This window comes from Actinoplanes sp. NPDC051470, assembly GCF_040682035.1.
Taxonomy (GTDB): domain Bacteria; phylum Actinomycetota; class Actinomycetes; order Mycobacteriales; family Micromonosporaceae; genus Actinoplanes.
In genome coordinates, this window is record NZ_JBFBAA010000003.1 from 371,053 (window position 1) to 394,899 (window position 23,847).

A 23,847-nucleotide genomic window follows, 5' to 3' on the forward strand; every position below is an offset into this window, starting at 1 on the left:
TCTCCCTCGTGAGTTCGACGGGAGAAGAGTGCGCCGACCGCCTGACACGGCGCTGACACGGACATCAGCGTCGTGTCAGTGCAGGTCAGCATGGTGCTTTCACGACTTGACGGCGCCCTCCATGATCCCGCGTACGATCTGCCGGCCACCGAGCAGCAACAATGCGATCAGCGGGACGGTGGCGACGAACGCGCCGGCCAGCACCCGCCGGTAGATCACGTAGTTGCCGCTGGCCAGGTCGGACAGGGCCACCATCGAGGTCGGGAACTCGGTGCCGTTGAGCGTGATCAGCGGCCACTGGAACTCGTTCCAGGTGGCCACGAAGGTGAGCAGCCCGAGCACGGCCAGGGCCGGGCGGATCGCCGGCAGGATGATGCTCCAGTACACCCGCATGGTCAGCGCGCCGTCCATCCGGGCCGACTCGACCAGCTCGTCCGGCACCGCCTGCAGGATGAACTGGCGCATGTAGAAGACGCCGAACGCGGTGACCAGCCCGGGCGCGATCACCGCGAGCAGGGTGCCGTTCCAGCCCAGCTTGCCCATCAGGATGTACAGCGCGACCACGCCGAGCTGGTTGGGCACGGTGAGCGTCAGGATCACCACGATCATCAACCCGTTGCGGCCGCGGAAGCGCAGCTTGGCGAAGGCGAACCCGGCCAGGGAACAGAAGAACAGCACGGACGCGGTGACCACCGACGAGACGATGGCGCTGTTGATCAGCGACGCCGTGAAGTAGACGTCCTGCAGGGTGAAGACCTCACGCAGGTTGGCGAGCAGCTGCGTGCCGGGTACGACCGACGGCGGGATCTGCGAGACCGCCTCCTCGGTGCTGGTGGCGATGACGAACATCCAGTACACCGGGAACGCCGAGATCAGCAGGATCGCGGTCAGCGAGAGGTAGGTCTTCCAGGTGCCACGGGTGTCCTGCGGCGCCCGGCCGATCTCGCGGCCGTGCCGGACCAGCTGGGACGTGCTCATCGACGGCCTCCACTGAGCCGGTTGGTGGCCAGCGCGTTGACGCCGGCCACGATCAGGATGATCAGGAACAGGGCCCAGGACATCGCGGCCGCGTACCCGAGATTGAGGTTCTTCCAGCCGACCTGGTAGATCAGCTGGGCGATGGTCTGGAACTGCCCGTCCGAACCGCCGCTGGCCGACTGGGGGTTCGCGTCGAACAGCATCGGCTCGTTGAACAGCTGCAGGCCGCCGATGGTGGACAGCACCACGGTGAAGATCACGACCGGTTGGATCATCGGCACCGTGATCCGCCAGAGCTGCCGCCACGGCCCGGCGCCGTCGACCGCCGCGGCCTCGTAGATGTCCTTCGGGATGGACTGCATCGCGGACAGGTAGAGCAGCGCGTTGTAGCCGATCCACTTCCAGTTGACCATGGTGGCGATGGCGATCCACGAGCTCCACTTGTCGGCCCGCCAGTCGATCGGGTTCTCGGTCCCGAACCCGACCAGGGACAGGAACCAGTTGGCCATGCCGTTGTCGCGGGCGAAGAACACCGAGAACAGCAGCGTCGAGGCGGCGGCCGGGGTGACGTACGGCAGCAGCACGCCGATCCGCCAGAACGTGGTGCCCCGCAGCCGGCGGTTGAGCAGGTTGGCCAGCATCAGCGCGATCAGCAGCTGGGGCACGGTGGACAGCACGAAGATGCCGAACGTATTCAGCAGCGCGTTCCAGAAGTCGGAGTCGCCGAGCAGCTTGGCGAAGTTGTCCAGGCCGGCCCAGCCGTCCTGGCCGGGGTCGTCCAGCCGCCAGGTCCGCAGGGCCACGACGCCGTTGAAGATGATCGGGAACAGGCCGAAGACCGCGAAGAACAGGAAGAACGGCGCGATCAGCAGGTACGGCGTGCGCTTCATGTCGAAGCGGTGCAGCCAGTTCCGCGCTCGCCTCGGCTCGGGCGACTGCTGCTCGGCCTGGCGTGGCGGGTCGGTGCGGGTGAGGGTCACGGGCTCGCTCCTTCGCTTCACGTCGCGGAGGGGCGGGACGGCCTCAGGCCGCCCCGCCACGGTCGTCGATCAGGACTTGGCGGCCTTCTCGGCTTCCTTGACCACGACCGGCCACGCCGCGTCCGGCGAGAGCTTGCCCTGCTGCACCCGGGTGATGACGTTCTCCACCGCGACCCGGGTCGGGCCGTTCTTCTTGCCCAGATACTGCGGCTTCAGACTTTCCGCGGTGGCCGCGAAGATCTGGCCGGTGGGCGCGTTGCTCATGAACTCCTTCTTGTAGTCGAGCACCGCCGGATCCTTGTACAGCGCGGGCTGCGAGGGCAGGTTGCCGACCTTCTTGAAGATGGAGATCTGCTGCGCCGGCTGGACCATCCACTCGACGAACTTGTACGCCTCGTCGACGTTCTTGCCCTGCTTGGGGATGGTCCAGAAGGAGCCGCCCCAGTTGCCGCCGCCGCCGGGGATCGAGGCGATGTCCCACTTGCCCTTCTGGTTGGGCGCGGTCTCCTGGATGTGGCCGATCATCCACGCCGGGCAGGCCAGCACCGCGAACTGGTCCTTCTTGAAGCCCTGGTCCCAGTTGGGCTGGAAGCTGACCAGGTTGGCCGACAGGCCGGCCTTGATCGCCTGCATGCTCACGTCGAACGCGACCTTGGGGCCGCCGTCCATCTGGAGCTGGTCCTGCTCGTTGTAGAAGCCCTGCGGCTGCTGGGCGATCACCGGGTTGAACATGTTGCTGGCCGAGTCGATGAACTTCTTGCCGGTGGCCTGGGTGTACTTCTGGCCGGTCTTGATGAACGACGGCCAGTCGGGCCAGAGCTTGGAGACCTCGGCCCGGTCGGTGGGCAGGCCGGCCGCCTTGAACAGGTCGCTGCGGTAGCACATGGCCAGGCCGCCGACGTCGGTGCCGAGCCCGATCTGGGTCTTGCCGTCCGGGGACAGCGTCTGCTTCCACTTCCAGTCGAGATACTTCGCCTGGTACGAGCCTGCGCCCTTGTCGAGCAGGTTGACGAACTTGTCGGACTGGCCGCGGAACTGCACGGCGAAGCCCTCGTCGATGGCCGAGACGTCCGGGGCGCCGTTGCCGGCGACCAGCTTCTTCTGCAGGTCCTCGTGCTGGGCGTTGAACTCGCCCGAGTTGAGCACGATCTTGACGTTCGGGTGCTCCTTCTCGTACTGCGCCTTCAGGTCGTTGAGCCCGAAGTCACCCCAGAAGTTGACCTTGAGAGTCACGGCGCCGGCGGTCGCGTCGCCGCTGCCACCACCGCCCGACAGCTTCTCGCCGCTGCAGCCGGACAACGCCAGCGCTGTCACGAGCACCAGCGCGCCGCCTCGTGTACCGAACCGTCCCATGTGGGCCTCCCCCTGGAGCAATGAGCCGAACGACGTTACTGAACCGGGTAAGTGGCGCGACCGTATGACGCCCGTCGATCGGTGTCAATACCGCGTTACAGCACGATGTCCGGATGACCTCTGGTGCTCGGTAAGGCGGATAAATCCGGCGTTGCCCCACCGCTACATGACCCTTAGTGTTGTGGCCTGAGCCACTTAATCGGTCAAGTGACCAGGCCATACGGGTTCGGGGGAGATCACATGAAGCGGCCGACGATCGCCGACATCGCCCAACGGGCCGGGGTCTCCAAGGGCGCCGTCTCCTATGCCCTCAATGGACGGCGCGGCGTCTCCGACGCGACCCGGCAGCGCATCGTCGCGATCGCCCGGGAGCTGGGCTTCAACCCCAGCAACGCGGCCCGGGCGCTGTCCGGCGCCAGCGCCTGCGCGGTCGGCATGACCCTCTGCCGGCCGGCCGAGATCCTCGCCGTCGAGACCTTCTTCATGCGCCTGATCAGCGGGTTCGAGGCCGAGCTGGCGGCGCGCGGCTTCGCCCTGACGATCCAGGTGGTGTCCACCCCGGCCGACGAGATCGCGGTCTACCGGCGCTGGTGGGGCGAGCGCCGGGTGGACGGCGTGTTCGTCACCGACCTACGCGGCGACGACGTCCGCATCCCGGTGCTCCGGGACCTGCGCCTGCCGGCCGTGGTGATCGGCGGGCCCGGCGACACCGGGCCGATCAGCCAGGTCTGGTCCGACGACGCCCCCGCCATCACCGAGGTGGTGCGCTATCTGTCCACTCTCGGACATCGGCGGATCGCCCGGGTCGGTGGCATGCCCGAGCTGCTGCACACGCAGACCCGGACGCGAGCGTTCGAGGAGGTCTGCGCCACGGTCGGGATGGAGTCGGCGGTCTCGGTCTTCTCCGACTACACCGGCGAGGGCGGCAGCGTCACCACCCGGCGGCTGCTCACCGGGGACGACCGGCCCACCGCAATCATTTACGACAACGACGTGATGGCCGTCGCCGGGCTGGCCGTCGCCCAGGAGCTCGGCATCGGCGTACCCGCCGACCTGTCGATCGTGGCCTGGGACGACTCGCCCCTGTCGAGCCTGGTCCACCCGCCGCTGAGCGCGCTGCGACGGGACATCGCCGAGTACGGCGCCCACGCCGCCCGCCAGCTGCTGGCCACCATCGCCGGCGACAACGTCGGCCACCTCAGGGCCGGCGCAGCTCACCTGATCCCACGCGGGAGCACGGCGCCGCCACCGGCGGGGTCCAGATGAGCAGCGCGGCCGAGAAATAGACGTACAGGTTGCTCCCGACCAGCTCCACCGGCGGCCGCGGCGGGTTCTCCCACAGCCACAGCAGGCGGGACGTCATCACCAGATAGGCGCTCACCGCCAGCGCCTTGACCCCGCGCCCGCGGCCTCCGCCTTCGCCTCCGCCGCCTCCGCCAGCTCCGCCTTCGCCTCCGCCGCTGAGGCAACGGATCAGCGCGGGCAGCAGCCACACGCAGTGGTGGACCCAGGTCACCGGACTGATCAGGCAGCTCAGCACGCCGGTCAGCGCCAGCCCGCCGACGACATCAGCCCTCCGGACCCGCCACACCCACCACCCCAGTGCGATCAAAACCAGACAGATCCAGATGTACGTCGCGGAGCCCTCGAACGGCAACCGCGCCACGAAGCCCCGCAGCGACTGATTGGACACATACGACAGATCGCCGACCCGATCGGTGTCCCACAGCGCGGCCGTCCAGAACTCCCGCGACTGATCCGGAAAGATCGCCGCGGCCACCAGGGTCGCCGCGACGGCCGTACCCATCGCCGTAAAGGCCGCCCTCCACCGGCGCGTGACCAGCAGATAGACGATGAACACCCCCGGCGTGAGCTTGATCGCGGTGGCCAGCCCGACCCCCACGCCGGCCCAGCGCCGCCCCGCGCTGAGCCCGAACAGCAGATCCGCCGCCACCACCACGAGCAGCACCATGTTGACCTGCCCGAGCGTGATCGTCTCGCGCACCGGCTCGAAGCAGAGCGCCAGCCCGACCCCCACCGCCGGCCCGAACCAGCCCTTGTCCGGGCTCAGCCAGCGCACGAGCAACACCGTCGCGCCCACCGTGGCCACCGTGGTGACGACCAGCACCACCGGGAACGGCACCACCGCCATCGGCGCCATCACCAGCCCCGCGAACGGCGGATAGGTGAAGCCGTACGGCGAGTTGAGCCGCAGGAAGTCGTAGACCATCCCGCCGTCGTCGAACCAGTAGTTGATCGCCCCGTAGTAGACCCGCGCGTCGAACCAGGTGTTCCGCCGCTCGCTGAGCCACAGCACGACCAGCGTGACCACCGCCAGGCCGGCGACGGCGGCGACCCGCTTCTTCATGACCGGCGCCGCCGCCGCACCGCGTAGACCACCACACCCACCACCACGACCGTCATCGCGATCGCGCCCTGCGCCTTGGCGGCCAGCGCCAGGTTGTAACCATCCGGCAGACACAGCACCGACGCCACCGCACACGGCACGACCAGCCACCGCGTGTCCCTGCGTAGCGTCGCCGCGAGCACCGCCAGCGGCCACGTCAGATACCAGGGGTGAAATACCGGCGCCAGCGCCACGGTAGTCACCAACGCCAGCCCGGCCCCTTTGCTCTGCGAACTCATACTCACCTCTAGGCGCGCGACAACGCCGCGTCTCGCGCTGACCTGCGTGTTCGTGCGAGCCGGCCGGCGCTGATGACTCTCACCGGCCTGCGCACCCACCGGCACTTCCGGGTCGGGATCAACCGCCTCAGCCCCCCTGACCTGCGCACTCTCCGGCAACCCTTGGCGCACGACCAGGGGGTGAGTATGGGTGCGCAGAGCAAAGCGCCACCAGAGGGTGATGAGCAGTAGCGCCAGCGCGGCCAGGCCGACCAGGCGGGCGACCGTGATCGCGGTGTCACCGGCGCCGAGCAGGGAGGCGGTCATGCCGACGGCGGTGGGCGGGGACGTCCACTGGACCGAGACGCCGCTGCCGGCCAGCGCGAAGAGCCAGCCGAAACCCAGCCCGGAGGCCAGTGACGCCAGGCCCAGCGACAGGACGGCGCCCAGGGCGACCCACCAGTTCCGGCGCAGCGGCAGCACGACGAAGGGCAGCACGACCAGGGCGGTCGCCTTCACGCCGCCGGCCAGGCCGATCAGGGCACCGGCGGCGAGCAGCCAGGCCGGTCGCTCACGGAAGACCAGGGCCAGGCCGGCCATGAGAAGGCCGACCATCACGGCGTCGTTGTGGGCGCCGGAGATCAGGTGGATCGGGACCAAGGGGCAGGCCACGGCCAGGAAGACCGCGCGGCTGGGGTCGACGTCGTGGCGGCGGGCCAGGGCGGGCAGGCCGGCGGCGAGCAGGACGACGCCGAGGACGGCGATCACCCGGAGCAGGGCGAGCGTGCCGGTCAGGGAACCGCCGGCCACCGTGGTCAGGGCCGCCAGCAGCAGGAAGACCGGGCCGTAGGGGGCCGGCGAGGAGCGCCAGGTGGGTGCGACGGCGTCGAGCCAGGGGCACTGGTACGCGGCCACGCCGGCCGCGTAGGGATCGTGGCCGGCGGTCAGCGCCCAGCCCTGGCAGGCGTACGAGTAGACGTCGTAACTGCCCAGCGGCAGCACGAACAGCAGCGGCAGCGCCCACAGCGCGGCCGTCACGTAGGCCCAGCGCAGCGACGGCACCCGGTGGCGGCCGAGCCACCACGCCGCCACGAGCAGGAGCGTCCCGGCGAGCCAGCAGAGCGGCACGAGCCGGCCGTCGGCGCCGGAGAGGATGGTGCGGGCGGTCATGGGCGGCGACCACGGAGTGTGGGCGCCGCGGACGTAGGCGGCCACGGCCAGCAGCAGGCTTCCGGCCAGTCCCCCATAGCGGAGGGTTGCGGGGCCGGGCATGGCGGCCACCCTACCGTGACGTGAAGCAACCACCGGTAGGGTCGGCGGCGTGTGGGCGCGGCGCCGGCTGGAGTGGGTGACGGCCGGGTGGGCGGTGGCGCTCGCGGCGGTCTATCTCGTGCTGCCGCCCCTGGGGTCGGACCTGTCGGCCCAGGTCGCACGGGCCGGGTTCTTCGCCGACCACGGCTGGGCGCCGGTCGACCTGCGCTGGTACGGCGGCGTCAACCAGCTCGGTTACAGCCTGGTGTCCCAGCCGGTGATGGCCACGCTGGGTGTTCGGGTGACCGGTGCGCTGGCGCTGGTCGCCGCCGCGGCGATCTTCGCTGTCCTGCTGCGGAGGGTGAGCGCCCCCCGACCGTGGCTGGGCTCGCTGATCGGTGCCGCGTGCATCGCCGGCAACCTGGTATCGGGGCGGGTCACGTACGGCCTCGGGGTCTGCTTCGGGCTCGGGGCGCTGCTGCTCCTCACCTACCGGAAAGCGGCCTGGCTGGCGGCGCCGGTCGCGCTGCTGGCCGGGGCGACGTCGCCGGTGGCGGGGCTGTTCGTCGGGCTGGCGGGCGCGGCGCTGCTGCTCGCGGGGCGGGTCCGGGACGGGCTGCTGGTGGCCGTGCCGGCCGCGGTGCCGGTCGGGGTGGCGGCGCTGCTCTTCGGCGACGGGGGCTGGATGAACATCAGCCTTCAGGACATGCTGCGGTCGGCGGGGGTGAGCGTGCTGGTGGCGCTGCTCGCCACACCGCGGGCGGTGCGGATCGGGGCGGCGTTGTCGGCGGCGGGGGTGCTGGCGGCGTGGCTGATCCACACGCCGGTCGGGCTCAACGCGACCCGGCTGGTGACCATGTTCGCGCTGCCGGTGCTCGCCGCGTACGCGAGGGTTCCGAAGTGGGCGGTGCCGCCGGCGCTGGTGGCGGTGTGCGCGCTGCTGTCCCCGGTGGTCGTCGGTGACGTGCGGGACATCGGCAACCCGACCTCGGACCCGGCGTACTTCCGGCCGCTGCGGGACCGGCTGGCGATGGTGTCGCTGACCGGCCGGGTCGAGGTGCCGCCGACCCGGGACTACTGGGAGGCCGCCCACCTGGGTGACGTGCCCCTGGCCCGGGGCTGGCTCCGGCAGGCCGACATCGACCGCAACCCGCTGTTCTTCGAGAAGGTGCCCGGTGCCTCGGGTACGGGCGTAAAGCTCACCGCCGACAGCTACCGCGCCTGGCTGGCCGAGACGTCGGTGCAGTACGTCGCCCTGCCCGACGCCGAGTTCTCCTGGCCCGGGGGGGCCGAGGCGGCGCTGGTCGAGGGTGGCCTGCCCTACCTGCGGCAGGTGTGGTCGGACGAGCACTGGCGGCTCTACGCGGTGGTGGACGCCGAGCCGGTGGTGGCGCCGCCGGCGGTGACGGTCGAGCAGGCCGGGGCGTCGGTGACCTTCGACGCTCCGGCGGCCGGCGACGTGATGGTGCGGGTGCGCTACTACCGCTGGCTGCGGGTCGAGCCGCCCGCGGTGGTGGAGCCGGCCGGGGTGTGGACCCGCGTCCGGGTCCCCGGCCCCGGTCGCTACCGGCTCACTTCGGCACTGCGTACGTCAGGTGCGTGACGCCCGTACCCTCGACGATCTTGATCGGGCCCGCGAGCTGGACCGGCTTGACGCCCAGGCTGGGGAAATACGGTGTGCCCGCGCCGAGCAGCACCGGCGCCAGGTCGACGTGCACCTCGTCGAGCAGGCCGGCGTCCAGCGCCTGCCGGGCCATCTCGCCGCCGTTGACGCCGACGTTGCGGTCGCCGGCGATCTCCTTGGCCTTGGCCACGGCGGCCTCGATGCCCTCGGTGACGAAGACGAAGTTCTCGTCCGCGGCCGGCCGATCCGCCGGCGGCTGGTGGGTGAGCACCACGACCGTGACGTCCAGCGGGTGCCGCCCGCCCCAGGCGTTCGTCAGGTCGTAGAGGTGCCGGCCGACGACCAGCGCGCCGAACGCGCTGTTCCAGTCGTCGAGGTGTTCCTTGCTGGCCTGGGAGACCTTCATGGTCAGCCCGGGCATCGCGGTCGGCACCTCGATGTCGCCGTTGTTGTACCACTGGAACAGCAGGTCGAACCCGCTGTCGCCCGGGCCGGCGATGTAGCCGTCGATCGACATCGTGGCGCCCGTCGCAACCTTGCCCATTTTTCCCAACTCCTTGATGAGGTGTCCGACACCCCTGGGTCGGAGCGGGATCGGCGTCCTCGACATCAGATCCGGCCGATTTCCGAGCCGATCCGGCGCATGCCCTCCATGACGTCGCCGGTCACCGGGCGGGCGGACGGATCCCAGTTGGCCAGGACCGCGTACGCCAACGGCTGGTCGCCGCGCAGATAGCCGACGTCGGCGCGTACCCCATCGTCGGTCCCGGTCTTGTTCCGCAGGCGTTCGCCCAGGTGGGCCAGCGGGTCGAGGTGGAAGGCCGAGGCGACCATGGAGAGGTCGGTGTTCAGCGCCAGCCACCCGTCGACCCGCGCCGACACCGCCGGCGAGATCACCCTGCCACGGGCCAGCCGGAGCATCAGGGCGGCCAGTTCACGGGCCGAGCCGGTCGAGAGCTTGGTGTGTACGCCGGGCGGCCGGATGCCGACCATCCGGTTGAGCGCGGTCTGCTCGAGCCCCAGCGAGGCCGCCACCGCGCGGACCGCCTCCGGGCCGACCCGCTGGAGCAGCACGTTCGTCGCGTAGTTGTCGCTGGCCGCGCCGATCAGCGCGGCCACGTCGGCGACCGGCAGCGCGTCCACGGCCAGGTGCTGCCACAGTCCCGAGTCGGCGACCGCGACGGCCGGGTCGCGGCGCAGCACCTCCCCCGGGTCGAGCGTCCCCTCGGCGATCTGCCGGGCCGTCTCGATCAGCAGCAGGATCTTGCCGATGCTGGCGGTGGACAGCTTGCGCCCCGGGTCGTGCGCGGCCTCGGCGCCGGGCCGCCCGGTGACCGCGATCGACCAGCTGACCTCGGGCGTGCCGGCGACCACCTCGGCGACCACGGCGGAGAGCGTCATGCCGCCATCCTCCCCCTCCCGGGGAACCCAAATCGGACCCCACCTTGACGACCATTCCCCACCTCGTCCATTATTCCCATGGAACAGATGGGATAAGAAGAAAACGAGGGGTGAGGCGTGTGCATGTCCTGGCCCGCACCGACTACGCCGTCCAGGCGATGCTGTCGCTGACCGCCCGGCACCCCGACCTGGTCAAAGCCGCGACCCTGGCCGCCGATCAGGACATTCCGCTCAGCTTCCTGCAGGGCATCCTGCTCGACCTCAAACGCGCCGGCCTGGTGCACAGCCACCGCGGCGTGGACGGGGGCTACCACCTGGCCCGCGACGCCGCCGAGATCACCGTCGGTGACGTGGTCCGCGCGGCCGGCGGTGCGCTCACCACCGTCCGGGGCCTGCCCACCGCCACCGCCGTCTACCACGGCGCGGCCACCGGCCTGCGCGATGTCTGGGTCGCCGTCGAGGCCGCCATCGAGGGCGTCATCGACCACAAGACCCTGGCCGAACTGACTGCTGTTTCCGCTCTGGAAAAGATCGAGAACTGAGGACCCTGTGCGCCGCTTATTGAGTACGCTCGCCATCGCCGCCCTGGCCGCCACGGCGCTCAGCGCCTGCGGCGACGACGCCGCCTCCTCGTCCTCCGGCGGCGACGGCGCCGCGGCTGAGGCATCCGCCATCCGGCTCGGCTACTTCCCCAACATCACCCACGCGCCGGCCCTGATCGGCGTCAAGGACGGCCTGTTCCAGCAGGCCCTCGGCTCGACCAAGCTCGAGGCGAAGACCTTCAACGCCGGCCCGGCCGCGATCGAGGCGCTGTTCTCCGGCGCGATCGACGCCACGTACATCGGGCCGAACCCGGCCATCAACGGCTGGTCACAGTCCAAGGGCACCGGCCTGAAGATCATCGCGGGCAGCACCTCGGGCGGCGCCGGCCTGGTGGTGAAGCCGGGCATCACCGGCCCGGCCGACCTCAAGGGCAAGAAGATCGCCACCCCGCAGCTCGGCAACACCCAGGACGTGGCACTGCGCGCCTGGCTCAAGCAGAACGGGCTGAACGCCGACCAGCAGGGCGGCGGCGACGTCTCGGTGCTGCCGCAGGACAACGCCACCGCCACCCAGGCCTTCGCCCAGGGCGCGATCGACGGCGCCTGGGTGCCCGAGCCCACGCTGAGCCGGATGCTGCTCGACTCCAAGGGCAAGCTCCTGGTCAACGAGAAGGAGCTCTGGCCCGGCGGTCAGTTCGTCACCACCCACCTGATCGTCAAGCAGGACTTCCTGAAGAAGTACCCGGGCACGGTCAAGAAGCTGCTGCAGGGCCACGTCGCGTCGATCAAGTACATCAAGGACAACGGCGACAAGGCTCAGACCGACGCCAACGCCCAGCTCGAGGCGCTCAGCGGCAAGCCGCTCAAGCCCGAGGTGCTCAAGGCCGCCTTCGCCAACCTGAGCTTCACCACCGACCCGATCGCCCCGTCGCTCTACACCAGCGCGCAGCACGCCCAGGACGTCGGCCTGCTCAAGCCGGTCGACCTCAAGGGAATCTACGACCTGACCCTGGTCAACGAGGTGCTGCAGGCCGACGGCCAGCCGGCGATCACCGACGCGGCGTCCTGACATGAGCGTCCTGACCCTCGACCGGGTCTCCAAGCGGTACGGGTCCCTGCTCGCGCTGGACCACGTGTCGCTCGAGGTGGCGCCGGGCGAGTTCGTCTGCCTGCTCGGCGCCTCGGGATGTGGCAAGAGCACCCTGCTGTCCCTGGTCGCCGGGCTCGACGAGATCAGCGGCGGCGTCCTGGACATCGGCGGGCGGCGCGTCTCGCTGATGTTCCAGGAGGCCGCGCTCTTCCCGTGGCTGTCGGTGCGGGGCAACATCGAACTGCCGTTGCGGCTGAACGGCGTGGGCCGGGCCGAACGCCGGGCGCGGGCCGAGGACCTGCTGGAGATCGTGCGGCTGCGCGAGTTCGGCGACAAGCGGCCGCACGAGCTCTCCGGCGGCATGCGCCAGCGGGTCGCGCTGGCCCGGGCGCTCGCCCAGGAGGCCGACATCCTGCTGATGGACGAGCCGTTCGGCGCCCTGGACGCGATGACCCGCGACATCCTGCACGACGAGCTGGAGCGGATCTGGCGGGAACAGTCGCTGACCGTCCTGTTCGTCACGCACAACGTCCGCGAGGCGGTGCGCCTGGGCGACCGGGTGATCCTGCTCAGCAGCCGTCCCGGCCGGGTCATCGAGGACTTCCCGGTGACCTCCCCCCGCCCCCGGCGGATCGACTCGCCCGAGGTGTCCACCCAGGCCGCCGAGATCACCGACAAGCTCCGCGCGGAGGTGGCGCGCCATGCACACTGACCTGATCCCGAACCAGCGCGACACCACCGCCGGCCTGGATGCTCTGGAGCTGGCGCCAGTCCAGCGGCGTACCGATCTGGGCCGTCGCGTCTGGCGCAGCGCCTGGCCCAAGCTGCTGGCGATCGCGCTGGTCATCCTGATCTGGGAACTCGTGGTGCTCTCGGGCTGGAAGGAAGCCTTCGTGCTCCCCGGGCCGGCCGCGGTCTTCCAGGACCTGGGCAGCCTGATCACCACGGCCGACTTCTGGGCCGGCGTGCGCCTGACGATGACCCGGGCGGTCACCGGCTTCGCGCTGGCCGTGCTGATCGGCACCCTGGTCGGCGCGGCCGTGGCCACCATCCCGCCGCTGCGCGCGGCCATCGGCTCGCTGATCACCGGCCTGCAGACGATGCCGTCGATCATGTGGTTCCCGCTGGCCATCCTGCTGTTCCAGCTGGGCGAGAAGGCGATCCTGTTCGTCGTCGTGATCGGCGCCGCCCCGTCCGTGGCCAACGGCCTGATCAGCGGCATCGACTACGTCCCCCGCACCTGGTTGCGGGTGGGCCAGGTGCTGGGCATGAAGGGTTTCGCGAAGTACCGCCACCTGATCCTGCCCGCGTCCCTGCCGTCGTTCGTGTCCGGCCTCAAGCAGGGCTGGGCTTTCTCCTGGCGCAGCCTGATGGCGGGCGAGCTCCTGGTCATCGTGCCCGGCGCCGTCTCCATCGGCGTCCGCATGCAGAATGCTCGCGACCTGTTCGAATCCAGCCTGGTGATCAGCTACATCATCGTGGTCCTGGTGATCGGCATCATGATCGACCTGCTCTTCAACCTCGCCGACACCTCGCTGCGCAAACGCTGGGGCCTCACCGACTCGTAGCGGTCCAACCCGCCACCTCCGCCAGCATCTCCTGGACGGCCCCGGCCAGGTCGTCGTCGGTGGCGATCAGGACGGCCCGGCGCACCAGCTCCTTCATGAAGGAGGCCGTCACGCCCTCGCTGCGGGCGGCGACGTCGTCCAGGACGGCGGGCGAGAAGGTGATCCGGCGCGCAGCCCGAGCGCTGGCCGAACCGCCCGCCTCCGACGCCGGTTCGCGACCATCAGATCAAGAGCTTGCGGTCGCACCTGGGTGGGGCGTGCAGACCGCAGCTCCCGACACCCCTTGACAGAGGGGCGCCGGGAGCTGCGGTCAGTGCCACCCACCCAGGCACGACATCGTGCTCTTGATCGGGGGTTATTTGACCGCGCCGGCGACCAGACCGCTCACGTAGTAGCGCTGGAGCAGCAGGTACAGCACGATGCACGGGATGGCGGTGACGGCGACGCCGGCCTGCATGACGCCCCAGTTCAGGGTGCCCATCTGGTTGGAGGCCAGGACGGTCAGGGTGACCGGCAGGGTGAACTTGGTCTCGTCGGTGACCAGGATGAGCGCGGCGAAGAACTCGTTCCAGCTGGTGAAGAACGTGAACAGGGCCGTGCTGATCACGCCGGGGATGGCGACCGGGAGCATGACGCGGCTCATGGCCGAGAAGAAGCCGCAGCCGTCGATCAGGGCGGCCTCCTCGATGCTGGCCGGCAGCGCCGCGAAGCTGTTGCGCATCAGGAAGATGCCGAACGGCAGCTGGAACGTGGTGTAGACCAGGGTCAGGCCGAGCAGGGTGTTGCTCAGGCCCAGGCCGTGCAGAATCGAGAACAGCGGCGTGATGATGGCCTGGAACGGGATCATGAAGGTGGCCAGGATGACGAAGAACAGCAGGCCGCTGCCACGGAAGCGGAGCTTCGCGAACGAGTAGCCGGCCAGCGTGGCCAGGGCGACCGTGAGCAGGGTGGCGCCGATCGAGACGATCACGCTGTTCGAGATGTGCGTCCAGATGCCGACCTGGCCGGTGTTGCTGAGCGCCTTGAAGTTGTCGGCCGACAGGGCGTGCGGGAACAGGGTGGGCGGGTTCCGGGTCGCCTCGCCGACCGGCTTCGACGACTGCGACACCATGATGTAGAGCGGATACACCACCATGACGGACAGGCAGACGCAGATGGCCCACCAGGCCGCGCGCGGGACGGCCCGTCGAACCTCGGTTATGGCGTTCATGAGTGGTCCGTCCTCCGCAGCAGAAGCATCTGCGCGGCGCTGACCGCGGCCAGGACCACCATCAGCATGGCGGACAGCGCGGCGCCGTACCCGAGATCGAAGTTGATGAAGCTGGTGCGGTAGATCTGGTAGACGGCGGTGATCGTCGTGTTGGACGGGCCGCCCGCGGTCATGATGAAGAACTGGTCGAAGGCCAGCAGCGAACCGGCGACCGAGAAGACCAGCACCAGGGCCAGCGTCGGCCGCAGCAGCGGCAGCGTGATGTAGCGGAACGCCTTCCACCGGCCGGCCCCGTCGATCCGCGCGGCCTCGTTCAGCTCGTCCGGAATCGACTGCAGGCCGGACAGCAGCAGGATCATCTGCATGCCGGTCTGTTTCCACACCACCATGAGGCTGACCAGGAGCAGCGCGCTGGTGCCGGTGGCGAACCAGTTGTCGGTCGAGTCGGAGAAACCCAGCTTGGCCGACAGGTCGGCGAGCGGGCCCAGGCCGGGCTGGGCCAGATAGAGCCAGAGGTACGCCCCGGCGGCGAAGCCGATCACCACCGGCAGGAAGAAGATCGTCTGGAAGAACCGCGCCCCGCGACCGGGCCGGTTCACCAGGAAGGCCTGGATCAGCGCCGGTATCAGCAGCGCGGGCGTGATCAGCAGCGTGTACTTCAGGGTGAACCAGATCGCGTTCGTCCACTCGGTGTCGTCCACGGCCTGCTTGTAGTTGGCCAGGCCGACGAACTCGTGGTCGCCGAGCAGCGGCCAGTCGTGCAACGACATCCAGAACGTCATCACCAGCGGCACGAGGAAGAAGACGATCACGACGACCAGCGCCGGCGACACCAGCAGCAGGCCCATGAGCTGACGGCGGCGCCGGTTCGTGAGCCAGGGCCGCCTGGGTTCCGACGGCGCGATCTCAGTCGCCGGATGAGCCAAAGTCTCGGTCATTGGTAGGACTCCCGGGAAGGGGACCCGCCGCGGCCGACGGGCCGGCCGCGGCGGGAGCTCATGGAAGGTCAGGCGCCCTTGTCGATGATGGCCTGGGCCGCCTTGTTGGCCGTCTCCTGCGCCTGCCTGATGTCACCGGCGCCGAAGACACCCTGGTTGATCAGCGTGGCCCAGGGGCCGTTGTTGTCGTTGATGATGCCGTTCTCGACCACGCTGTAGGGCGTCTGCCCGGTCGACATGGCCTCGCCCAGCGGCTTGTAGCGGGGGTCGATCGGCGCGTAGATCTTGTCGATCAGGTCGGTGCGGACCGGGACGATCGAGTTCTTGGCCAGGATCATCTGCGCCTCCTCGCTGGTGGCCCACTTGACGAAGTCGTACGCGACGGCCTTGTTCTTCGCGCTCTTGGTCACCGCGATCTCGTCGCCGCCGGCGAACGACGCCGTGCCGCCGTCCTTGCCCATGATCGGCGTGACCCCGAAGTCGACCTTCTTGTCGGCCATCAGCGTCTGCACGTAGAACGCGCCGAGCGTCACCATGCCGGTCTTGCCGCCCTGGAACGTGGTGCCCTGGATGGAACCGTTGTCGGTCTTGGCGTTCGGCGGCATCAGGCCCTCGGTCCACATCTGCCGGTAGAACGTCAGGACGTCGGTGACCTCCGGGCTGGTGAACTGCGCGGTCTTGCCGTCCTCGGACAGGATGTCGCCCTTGCTCGCCCAGATGTGCGGCGCCACCTCGAAGACGTTGCAGCCACCGCACTGCCCGGCCATCGTGAAGCCGTAGTAGTCCTTGCCCAGCGCGTGGATCTTCCGGGCGGCGTTGAGCATCTCGTCGAAGGTCGTCGGCGGTTTTGACGGGTCCAGGCCGGCCTTGGTGAACAGGTCCTTGTTGTAGAAGATCATCGACGCCTCGGCGGTGAACGGCAGCGCGTACACCTTGCCCTCGTACTCGGCGAGCTTGCGGTGCGCCGGGCTCAGCGCGTCCTTCCAGGTGAGCTGGTTCTGCACCTCGGTCAGGTCGTCGAGCACGCCCTTGGAGGCGAAGAACGGCAGGTAGACCAGGTCGATCGAGGCGATGTCGGGTCCGGAGCCGGTCTGCGCGGCGGTGCCGAACTTCTGCACGAAGCTGGCCGCCGGGATCACGGTGACCTGGATCTTGCCGTCGTGGGTCTTGTTGTACTGGTCGGTGAGCAGGTTGATGAAGCCCTTCTGGCTGTCCCGGACCCACAGGGTCGCGTTGCCGGTGGGCTTGTCGGTGGCGCTGGACTCCGGGGTGTCGCCCCCACCGCACCCCGTGACGGCGAGGGCGAGAGCAGCCGTCGCGGCGGTCACCGCGAGCGGGGTGGATCTCCTGATCATCTTCTTCGACCTTCTTCAGAGAGTGGGTATCCAGACCCGCATGGCGCCGGGTCCACGGTTGGCCCAGGAGTGGTACGGGATCGCGGTGAAGGTGATCGGTTCGCCCGCCTCGCCGTCACCCGCGGCCGAGTAGAGCTCGGTGTTCAGGGCGGCCGCCCGACCGGTGAGGCGGAGTCGGTCGCCCTCGACCGAGATGGGCGCGGCCGGGTCGAGCCGGATCTGTTCGACCAGCACGCCGCCGGGCAGGTCGGCCTGCTCGATGCAATAGACCAGCGGGCCGCGGAGGACGACCACGCAGCCGCGGACGGCGTCCACCCGGTCGTCGGCGCGCACCAGCCGCGGCGTCATCGGCAGGCTCAGCCGGATCGTCTCACCATCCACACCGGACACTCGAAGGTATTCGCCCGGCACGGGTTCGCCGTCGGACCCGGCCGCGTCGATGGAGGCGCCGCTCGCCCAGGCCGGCACGCGGATGGCAAGCTCACCGGCGCCCCGCACGCTGATCGTCAGTTCACCATCGCTGGGGTACGCGGTGAGCACGGTGACCGTCATGCCGGGCGCTTCGTAGGTACCCGCCGCGAGCAGATGCAACTGGAGGCCGGAGTCGTCGGACGTCGCCGCGTAGCCGCCGAGCGAGGCGAGCAGCCGGGCCAGGTTCGGCGGGCAGCAGGCGCAGGCGTACCAGGGGAGCCGCTCGCTGGGTGAATCCTCGTCCGAGCCCTCGTGGCCGGTGCGCAACTGCAACGGGTTGGAGTAGAAGAACGCCCTGCCGGTCGACGCGGTGGAGGCGGCGATGGCGTTCAGCAGCGCCCGTTCCATCTCCTCGGCGTAGCGCGCCCGGCCGGTGGCGAGCAGCAGCCGCCAGCACCACTGGAAGGCGGCGATCGAGGCGCAGGTCTCCGCGTACGCGCGGTCCGGCGGCAGTTCGTACGGGTCGCCGTACGCCTCGTCGCGGTGCCGCGAACCGTGCCCACCGGTGACGTAGAGCTTGGTCCGGAAGGCCGAGTCCCACAGCCTCTCCATCGCGGCCAGCAGGGTCTCGTCGCCGTTCTCCAGATAGAGGTCGGTGACCCCGGCGGCGAGGTAGAGCTGGCGCACCGAATGCCCGAGCGCCTCGGCGTTCTCGCGGACCGGGAGGTGGTCCTGGTAGTAGAGCGAGCCGAACCGGCCGGGCTCCAGCCACCGGTGCCCGCGGCGCTCGATCTGGAGCTCGGCGGCGTGCAGGTAGGCCGGCTCGCCGGTCTCCCGGTAGAGCTCGACCAGCGCGGTCTCCACCTCGGGGTGACCGTCGATGAGCGGCTCGCCGTCGTCGCCGAACCGCGTCACGACCAGGTCGCCGAGCCGCCGGGCCACGGTCAGAAACCGCTCGTCGCCACTCCCCCGGTGCAGCGCCACGGCGGCCTGCATGAGGTGGCCGGCGCAGTAGAGCTCGTGGGCGTACTCGGGGTGGGCGAACTCGGTCTCGCCCGGCGTGCCCTGGACGTAGGTGTTGAGGTAACCCTCGCTGGTCTGCACCTGCTCGAACAGCGCGGCCACCTCGTCGAGCAGCGCCGTGTGGTCCCGGGCGCCGCTGCGGGCCTGCTCCCAGCCGATCGCCTCGAGCGTCTTGTAGAGGTCGGAGTCGGCGAACCAGAAGCCGCGGAACTCGCCGGCCGGGCCGTCCGCGCCACCGTCGGCGAGGCGGCGGAAGTTGTCGACCACGCCGGAGGTCTCGAGGTTCTCGACGCAGTGCGGGATGGTCGCGGCCGCGTTCAGCTCCTGCCAGGCGCCGAGGAACTCGCCCGCGTCGAGACGCCCTTCGGCCGGGACGAGACGGGTCTTGCCGCGTGGGGCGACGGGGGTGCTCACAGGGCCTCCGCTTCCGGAAACTTCTAGGAAACCGTTTGTTCAACCGCCAAGTTAGGAGGGCGCTTGTCCGCTGGTCAAGCGCTCGTTGCAGTGTTCTCTAATCGAGAATGCCGCTTCACTTGGAGGGAAAACGTTTTCCTGTCTAGGCTGTGGCGATGACAGTTCCGGCCACCCGCCGCGTCGGGATCGCCGACGTCGCCGCCCTCGCGGGTGTCTCGCTGGGCACGGCGTCCAAGGCGCTCAACGGCCGCGGCACGCTGCGTGCGGAGACCAGGGCCCGGGTACGCGCGGCGGCCGACCAGCTGGGCTTCACCCCCAACGCGGTGGCCCGCAGCCTGCTCAGCGGCCGCACCTTCACGGTCGGCATCATCACCACCGACAGCTACGGCCGGTTCAGCATCCCGATGACCCGCGGCGTCGAGGACTCGCTGGGTGTCGGCGAGATGATCGCCTTCCTCTGCGACAGCCGCGACGACCCGATCCGCGAACAGCACCACCTGCGCAAGCTGCTGGAACGCCAGGTCGACGGCATCATCGTGGCCGGCCGCCGCACCGACGCCCGCGAGCCGCTGGCCGACAACCTGCCGGTTCCGGTGGTGTACGCGTTCGGCCGCAGCCGCGACCCGCACGACTGCAGCGTGGTCAGCGACGAACGGGGCGCCGCCCACCTGGCCGTCGAACACCTGGTGAAGACCGGCCGCCGGCGCATCGCCCACATCACCGGCCCGCAGTCGCACGAGTCGGCCCGGTCACGCGCGTCCGGCGCCGCCTCGTCCCTGGCCGCCTTCGACCTCGAGATGGTCGGCGAGCCGCTGTTCGGCAGCTGGACCGAGGCGTGGGGCCGCTTCGCGGTGGCGCAGGTGCTGCGTACGGCCCCCGACGTCGACGGCGTCTTCTGCGGCAACGACGTGATCGCCCGCGGCGTCCTGGACGGCCTGCGCGAGGCCGGCGTCTCCCTGCCCATGCAGGCCGGCGTCGTCGGCATCGACAACTGGGGCGTCATCGCCGAGGCCGCCCGCCCACCCCTGACCACCGTCGACCTGGGCCTGGAGGAAATCGGCCACCGAGCCGGCGACCTCCTCCTGGCCGCCATCGACGGCCACCCCACCCCCGGCGTCCACATCGTGCCCAGCCACCTGGTCGTCCGGGAGTCCTGACCAGGTGACCGGCGGAGGACACGGTCCGTTGGTCCGAAAACGCGGACCGTAAAGGCGTCCACATCGGAGAGGGCGCGTCCTACCGTGAATCGATGCTTCCCGCCCCGTCATCCGAATGCCCCGAGGGCCGGTGGTCCGCGTGACCGGTCAAGTGTTCGTCACGCCTCCCGGCTGGCCCCAACCGCCTGACGGCTGGGTTCCACCGCCCGGGTGGGCCCCTGATCCGAGCTGGCCTCCGGCGCCGCCTGGATGGCAGTTCTGGCGCGCTCCCGTGAGCAGCGCGCTGACCAACCAGGCGGCCGAGCCGGTCCTGCCGGTGAAGGCGTCCGCCGGGTTGTTCGGCGGGCGGCGCAAGGAGCTCGAAGCCGAGGTCAACGCCTTGGGAATCGTCGTGGCCGGGGCACGGGACGAGAACACCAGGCTGTCACAGCGAAACGTCGCGCTACAGACCGAGATGGATCGGCTCACGGCCGCGGTGGAGGCCTCGAACAGCGAGCTGAGACGGATCCTGGGTCTCGACCCGGGGCTCCTGCGCGGCGAGGCAGCTCGCCTGGTCCACGAACGTGACGTTGCCCGGGAGCAGGCCGCGGTGGCGACAGCACAACTGGCCGCGCTGCGGCAGCAGCTGGTCGCGGTGCAGGAGACCGCGATCCTGCAGGAAGCCGGCATCTACGAGTACCTGCATCCGCTGGAGGACGCGGTCGCCTACAAGGCCCGGCTGGCGGGCATCAAGGACAAGATCAAATCGATGACACGCTCGGACGCGGCGGTCAACGCGACGACGAACTGGACCGTGAACGGGTCCGCTCGCGAGGGCATGGCGATGGTTCGCGACTTCTCCAAGTTGATGTTGCGCGCCTACAACGCCGAGGCCGACAACTGCGTTCGCACCGTACGTCCACATCGGCTGATCGCGGTCACCGACCGGCTGACCAAGGTCCGGGACACCATTGCCCGGCTCGGCAAGACGATGGACATCGTGATCTCCGCCGAGTACCACCGGGCTCGGCTGTCGGAGATCAGGCTCACCGCCGACCATCTCGGCAAGGTCGAGCAGGAGAAGGAGCGGATCCGCGCTCAGCGGGAACAACAGCGCGAGGAGGAACGGGCCCAGCGCGAGTTCGAGCGCGAGAAGGCCCGGCTCCTCAAGGAACAGGCCCACTACCGGGCCGTCCTGCAACGCATGCGGGATCAGGGCGACGCCGCGGGCGCCGAGCAGCTCGCCGGCAAGCTGGACGAGATCGCCGGCGCCATCCACGGTGTCGAGGAACGTGAAGCCAACATCCGCGCCGGTTACGTCTACGTGATCAGCAACATCGGCGCCTTCGGTCCCGGCATGGTCAAGATCGGGATGACTCGCCGGCTGGAGCCCAGCGACCGGATCAGGGAACTGGGCGACGCCAGCGTCCCGTTCCGCTTCGACACCCACGCTCTGATCTTCAGCGACGATGCCGTCGGGCTCGAGGCCCGCTTGCATCAGACGCTCGCCGACCGCAAGGTCAACCTGGTGAACCAGCAGCGGGAATTCTTCTACTCGTCGCCGACCGAGGTGCGGGACATCCTCGCCGCGGTTGCCGGTCAACACCTGCTCGAATACCACGAAGCAGCGGAGGCGGTGGAGTGGCACACCAGCCAGAAGAGCCGCAAGGACGCGGGTAGGTAGACCTGCTTCAGGCGGTGGGGACCGAGCGGCCAGCACCGTAATTCGTGCCTGCTCGGTCTCGTTCCAGCCAGCCCGTGTCGACCATCATGCGGCGGACGCCGGCGACGTCGTCGGTGACCGCGGCCAGGCGCTGGTTGATCTCGTCCTCGGTGTAGAGGCCGTCGAGGGCGAGGAAGCGGGCCAGCAACTCGCCGAGCTGGGTGTAGCGCTCGCTCAGGGTGGGTGGCAGCGACGCCAGGCGTCCGTGGGCGAAATAGCCCCGGAGCTGCGGGTACGACTCCAGGAGCGGGGCGATCGGCTGGAGGCGGTCGACCGCGGCCGACGCCTCGCGCAGGCCCTCGGGCCGGGCCCGGTAGACGCCGTTGCCGGAGCCGGTGGCCAGGGACAGCGCGACGAGGCGGGCGCAGGCGTCACCGGTCTGCGGCACCGAGGCGTCCAGCGCGTACGCCAGCTCGGCGATCGTGGCGCCCTCGGGGCCGCGGCGGGTGAGTTCGGCCAGCGCGCTCAGGCGGATCGGGCTGGACAGCGCGGCGAGCACGTCGGCGGCACGCGCGGCTTCGAGCGACATGGGCACCACCGTACGAGAGCGGGGCGCCGCCGCACACTGCTTTATCGCGACGGGCCGGTCAGCCGACCTTGATCAGCTTGGGGTAGTTCTTCGCGCCGGCGGTGACCAGGTCGGCGTCCATCGTGACGCCCCAGCGCGGGTCGGAGACGACCTTGCGCGCCTCGGTGACCGTCAGCGGCGGCGCGGTCTCGGGGTTGCCGGCGCCGTCCCACGGCAGGCAGGTGGACACGGCCAGGAAGACGTGGGTGCCGTCGTCCCAGTCGGACCGCACGAGCACGTTCTGGATGCAGTTGCTCTCCTGGTGCTCGACGGTGATCTTCGGGCCGGTCGTGCGTACCTGGGAATCGGGGTTCTTGTCCCGGGTGACCTCGATCGACACGCGGCCGGGGCCGTCGCCGCCGTCCATCAGCACCTGCGCCCAGATCCGGTCGCCGTCGTCCACGGTGGCGCCCCGGGACAGGGTGCGGTCGGGGAACATCCGTGACAGCAGCTCGAGCATCGCGCTGGGGGTCGCGGCCTTCGTCGCCGGTGCGGGCGCGGCGGCCGGCTTGCGTGGCGGGCTCGACGGGTCGGTGGCCGCGGTGCCGCCCGCGCGCTGGACGGCGACACTGCCTGGCCGCGGCGCCTCGGGCGCGTCGGCCCGGCCGAGCGAGGGCACGAGGGCGAAGCCGAGCACGGCGGCGGCGGTGAGGGCGACCGCGCCGCCGGCCGCGGCGAAAGCGTTGCGCTTGCGGCGGCGGGCGGTCCGTGCGGTGAGACGTTCGACCGAGCGGGGCACGCGCTGAGCGATCGGCCGCGCGACCGGCGCGGACATGACCACCGTGTCCTCGGTGAGCAGGGCGTCGAGCAGCTGCCGCGCGGTCGGCCGCTGAGCCGGGTCCTTGGCCAGCGCCCGGTCGACCAGGCCGCGGATCGGTTCGGTGAGCCCGTCCAGGTTCGGCGGCTGGGAGAGGATCCGCATCGCGGTGGCGGGCGGCGAACCGGCCGCGAACGGCGTGCGCCCGGTGGCCGCGTACGCCACCATCACACCCCAGGCGAAGATGTCCGCGGCCGGCGTGACCGTGCGGCTGCCGTCCGAGGCGAACCGTTCCGGGGCCATGTAGGCGACCGTCCCGACCATCTGGTCGGTGCGCGTGTGCAGGCTGGTCGCGTCGAGCGTACGGGCGATCCCGAAGTCGATGACCTTGACCCCGCCTACCGGGAGCAGCACGTTCTCGGGCTTGAGGTCGCGGTGGATGACGCCGGCCCCGTGGATCGCGGACAGCGCGGTGGTGATGCCGATGGCCACGCTGTGCAGCTTCTGCGGCGACAGCGGGCCACGGTCGCGGACCACGTCGGCCAGGCTGGGGCCGTCCACGTACTCCACGACGATGTACGCCGGGTCGTGGTCGACGTCGGCGTCCAGCACGGCCGCGGTGCAGAACGACGGCACCTGACGCAGCCGGTTCACCTCGCTGCGGAACCGGGCGCGCAACTCGTGGTCGCTCAGTTCGGCCCGGATCACCTTGATGGCGACCTTGCCGCCGTCCGGTGCCCGTCCCAGGTAGACCGTGCCCATACCGCCACGGCCCAACCGCCCCACCAACTCGTAGTCACCGAGCCAGGTCGCCTCGCCCGGATGCAGGGGCATGCTCATCCCGATTTCCCCTCCGATATCAGCCCGGCACGCCGTCGCGGACCTTACTCCTGATCAACG

Annotated in this window: 22 protein-coding genes; 8 read left to right on the forward strand and 14 right to left on the reverse strand. The window is 70.1% G+C overall.

Translation table 11 applies throughout. The features are described from left to right. Positions 1-99: 99 nt before the first annotated feature. From AB0M54_RS08845 to AB0M54_RS08855, 3 genes are all read right to left on the reverse strand, one after another. Positions 100-978 (reverse strand): carbohydrate ABC transporter permease, encoded by an 879-nt coding sequence (locus AB0M54_RS08845; RefSeq protein WP_364328096.1) that lies wholly within the window; start codon positions 976-978, stop codon positions 100-102. Further along, a complete protein-coding gene (locus tag AB0M54_RS08850) occupies positions 975-1,958 on the reverse strand; it encodes a sugar ABC transporter permease (RefSeq protein WP_364328094.1) in 984 nt (327 codons plus the stop codon). The genes AB0M54_RS08845 and AB0M54_RS08850 overlap by 4 nt, the downstream gene beginning before the upstream one ends. A 69-nt stretch (positions 1,959-2,027) precedes the next feature. Further along, positions 2,028-3,311: an ABC transporter substrate-binding protein gene (locus AB0M54_RS08855; protein WP_364328091.1), complete on the reverse strand. Its 1,284-nt coding sequence runs from the start codon at positions 3,309-3,311 to the stop codon at positions 2,028-2,030. A 240-nt stretch (positions 3,312-3,551) separates the two neighbouring features. Between AB0M54_RS08855 and AB0M54_RS08860 the strand changes: the two genes are divergently transcribed. Beyond that, positions 3,552-4,577: a LacI family DNA-binding transcriptional regulator gene (locus AB0M54_RS08860; RefSeq protein ID WP_364469957.1), complete on the forward strand. Its 1,026-nt coding sequence runs from the start codon at positions 3,552-3,554 to the stop codon at positions 4,575-4,577. Here the strand turns inward: AB0M54_RS08860 and AB0M54_RS08865 are convergent. Both AB0M54_RS08865 and mptB read right to left on the reverse strand, forming a co-directional pair. After that, positions 4,510-5,679, reverse strand: a complete 1,170-nt coding sequence (locus tag AB0M54_RS08865; RefSeq protein ID WP_364469959.1) for a glycosyltransferase 87 family protein — start codon at positions 5,677-5,679, stop codon at positions 4,510-4,512. The genes AB0M54_RS08860 and AB0M54_RS08865 overlap by 68 nt on opposite strands. Next, positions 5,676-7,241 (reverse strand): polyprenol phosphomannose-dependent alpha 1,6 mannosyltransferase MptB, encoded by a 1,566-nt coding sequence (mptB, locus tag AB0M54_RS08870; protein ID WP_364469961.1) that lies wholly within the window; start codon positions 7,239-7,241, stop codon positions 5,676-5,678. The genes AB0M54_RS08865 and mptB overlap by 4 nt, the downstream gene beginning before the upstream one ends. Positions 7,242-7,275: 34 nt before the next feature. Between mptB and AB0M54_RS08875 the strand changes: the two genes are divergently transcribed. Next, positions 7,276-8,790, forward strand: a complete 1,515-nt coding sequence (locus tag AB0M54_RS08875) for a hypothetical protein (RefSeq protein ID WP_364470061.1) — start codon at positions 7,276-7,278, stop codon at positions 8,788-8,790. Here AB0M54_RS08875 and AB0M54_RS08880 read toward each other — a convergent pair. Together AB0M54_RS08880 and AB0M54_RS08885 are read right to left on the reverse strand one after the other, a co-directional pair. After that, entirely contained in the window at positions 8,759-9,355 is a 597-nt protein-coding gene (locus AB0M54_RS08880) for a dihydrofolate reductase family protein (RefSeq protein ID WP_364328080.1), read from the reverse strand. The two genes, AB0M54_RS08875 and AB0M54_RS08880, sit on opposite strands and share 32 nt — an antisense overlap. A 65-nt stretch (positions 9,356-9,420) precedes the next feature. Beyond that, positions 9,421-10,212, reverse strand: a complete 792-nt coding sequence (locus AB0M54_RS08885; protein ID WP_364469963.1) for a serine hydrolase — start codon at positions 10,210-10,212, stop codon at positions 9,421-9,423. A 119-nt stretch (positions 10,213-10,331) separates the two neighbouring features. Here AB0M54_RS08885 and AB0M54_RS08890 point away from each other — a divergent pair, with 119 nt between their 5' ends. The 4 genes from AB0M54_RS08890 to AB0M54_RS08905 are packed head-to-tail and all read left to right on the forward strand — an operon-like array spanning position 10,332 to position 13,412. Continuing rightward, the gene (locus AB0M54_RS08890) at positions 10,332-10,754 is read left to right on the forward strand and encodes an Rrf2 family transcriptional regulator (protein ID WP_364328399.1); all 423 of its coding nucleotides are present in this window, start codon (positions 10,332-10,334) and stop codon (positions 10,752-10,754) included. Between the two features lie 19 nt (positions 10,755-10,773). Then, complete coding sequence (locus AB0M54_RS08895) at positions 10,774-11,823, forward strand: ABC transporter substrate-binding protein (protein ID WP_364469965.1); 1,050 nt, start codon at positions 10,774-10,776, stop codon at positions 11,821-11,823. Position 11,824: 1 nt separating this feature from the next. Next, positions 11,825-12,556: an ABC transporter ATP-binding protein gene (locus tag AB0M54_RS08900; protein WP_364328071.1), complete on the forward strand. Its 732-nt coding sequence runs from the start codon at positions 11,825-11,827 to the stop codon at positions 12,554-12,556. Continuing rightward, positions 12,546-13,412, forward strand: coding sequence for an ABC transporter permease (locus AB0M54_RS08905; RefSeq protein WP_364328068.1), 867 nt, complete (start codon positions 12,546-12,548; stop codon positions 13,410-13,412). The genes AB0M54_RS08900 and AB0M54_RS08905 overlap by 11 nt, the downstream gene beginning before the upstream one ends. Here the strand turns inward: AB0M54_RS08905 and AB0M54_RS08910 are convergent. The 5 genes from AB0M54_RS08910 to AB0M54_RS08930 all read right to left on the reverse strand — a co-directional run bounded on the left by AB0M54_RS08910 (position 13,399) and on the right by AB0M54_RS08930 (position 18,763). Further along, positions 13,399-13,524: a hypothetical protein gene (locus AB0M54_RS08910; RefSeq protein WP_364328065.1), complete on the reverse strand. Its 126-nt coding sequence runs from the start codon at positions 13,522-13,524 to the stop codon at positions 13,399-13,401. The two genes, AB0M54_RS08905 and AB0M54_RS08910, sit on opposite strands and share 14 nt — an antisense overlap. Positions 13,525-13,767: 243 nt before the next feature. Continuing rightward, complete coding sequence (locus AB0M54_RS08915; protein WP_364469967.1) at positions 13,768-14,622, reverse strand: carbohydrate ABC transporter permease; 855 nt, start codon at positions 14,620-14,622, stop codon at positions 13,768-13,770. Next, entirely contained in the window at positions 14,619-15,470 is an 852-nt protein-coding gene (locus AB0M54_RS08920; protein ID WP_364469969.1) for a sugar ABC transporter permease, read from the reverse strand. Before AB0M54_RS08920 ends, AB0M54_RS08915 begins: the two co-directional genes overlap by 4 nt. Positions 15,471-15,628: 158 nt before the next feature. Further along, positions 15,629-16,915: a sugar ABC transporter substrate-binding protein gene (locus AB0M54_RS08925; protein ID WP_364469971.1), complete on the reverse strand. Its 1,287-nt coding sequence runs from the start codon at positions 16,913-16,915 to the stop codon at positions 15,629-15,631. 15 nt (positions 16,916-16,930) lie between these two features. Next, entirely contained in the window at positions 16,931-18,763 is a 1,833-nt protein-coding gene (locus AB0M54_RS08930; protein WP_364469973.1) for a beta-L-arabinofuranosidase domain-containing protein, read from the reverse strand. Positions 18,764-18,918: 155 nt separating this feature from the next. Between AB0M54_RS08930 and AB0M54_RS08935 the strand changes: the two genes are divergently transcribed. Together AB0M54_RS08935 and AB0M54_RS08940 are read left to right on the forward strand one after the other, a co-directional pair. Beyond that, complete coding sequence (locus AB0M54_RS08935; RefSeq protein ID WP_364328052.1) at positions 18,919-19,920, forward strand: LacI family DNA-binding transcriptional regulator; 1,002 nt, start codon at positions 18,919-18,921, stop codon at positions 19,918-19,920. Between the two features lie 271 nt (positions 19,921-20,191). Next, positions 20,192-21,583, forward strand: a complete 1,392-nt coding sequence (locus AB0M54_RS08940; RefSeq protein WP_364328050.1) for a DUF4041 domain-containing protein — start codon at positions 20,192-20,194, stop codon at positions 21,581-21,583. Between the two features lie 7 nt (positions 21,584-21,590). Here AB0M54_RS08940 and AB0M54_RS08945 read toward each other — a convergent pair whose 3' ends face one another. Together AB0M54_RS08945 and AB0M54_RS08950 are read right to left on the reverse strand one after the other, a co-directional pair. Then, a complete protein-coding gene (locus tag AB0M54_RS08945) occupies positions 21,591-22,151 on the reverse strand; it encodes a DUF2087 domain-containing protein (protein ID WP_364328048.1) in 561 nt (186 codons plus the stop codon). Positions 22,152-22,209: 58 nt separating this feature from the next. Continuing rightward, positions 22,210-23,787, reverse strand: coding sequence for a serine/threonine-protein kinase (locus tag AB0M54_RS08950; protein WP_364469975.1), 1,578 nt, complete (start codon positions 23,785-23,787; stop codon positions 22,210-22,212). Positions 23,788-23,847 lie beyond the last annotated feature (60 nt).

Coding starts and splice junctions, on each gene's coding strand:
- AB0M54_RS08865 (WP_364469959.1), bottom strand. CDS start 5,679: ATGAAGAAGCGGGTCGCCGCCGTCGCCGGCCTGGCGGTGGTCACGCTG.
- AB0M54_RS08860 (WP_364469957.1), top strand. CDS start 3,552: ATGAAGCGGCCGACGATCGCCGACATCGCCCAACGGGCCGGGGTCTCC.
- AB0M54_RS08905 (WP_364328068.1), top strand. CDS start 12,546: ATGCACACTGACCTGATCCCGAACCAGCGCGACACCACCGCCGGCCTG.
- AB0M54_RS08920 (WP_364469969.1), bottom strand. CDS start 15,470: ATGGGCCTGCTGCTGGTGTCGCCGGCGCTGGTCGTCGTGATCGTCTTC.
- AB0M54_RS08885 (WP_364469963.1), bottom strand. CDS start 10,212: ATGACGCTCTCCGCCGTGGTCGCCGAGGTGGTCGCCGGCACGCCCGAG.
- AB0M54_RS08950 (WP_364469975.1), bottom strand. CDS start 23,787: ATGAGCATGCCCCTGCATCCGGGCGAGGCGACCTGGCTCGGTGACTAC.
- AB0M54_RS08925 (WP_364469971.1), bottom strand. CDS start 16,915: ATGATCAGGAGATCCACCCCGCTCGCGGTGACCGCCGCGACGGCTGCT.
- AB0M54_RS08880 (WP_364328080.1), bottom strand. CDS start 9,355: ATGGGCAAGGTTGCGACGGGCGCCACGATGTCGATCGACGGCTACATC.
- AB0M54_RS08900 (WP_364328071.1), top strand. CDS start 11,825: ATGAGCGTCCTGACCCTCGACCGGGTCTCCAAGCGGTACGGGTCCCTG.
- AB0M54_RS08945 (WP_364328048.1), bottom strand. CDS start 22,151: ATGTCGCTCGAAGCCGCGCGTGCCGCCGACGTGCTCGCCGCGCTGTCC.
- AB0M54_RS08915 (WP_364469967.1), bottom strand. CDS start 14,622: ATGAACGCCATAACCGAGGTTCGACGGGCCGTCCCGCGCGCGGCCTGG.
- AB0M54_RS08845 (WP_364328096.1), bottom strand. CDS start 978: ATGAGCACGTCCCAGCTGGTCCGGCACGGCCGCGAGATCGGCCGGGCG.
- AB0M54_RS08855 (WP_364328091.1), bottom strand. CDS start 3,311: ATGGGACGGTTCGGTACACGAGGCGGCGCGCTGGTGCTCGTGACAGCG.
- AB0M54_RS08935 (WP_364328052.1), top strand. CDS start 18,919: ATGACAGTTCCGGCCACCCGCCGCGTCGGGATCGCCGACGTCGCCGCC.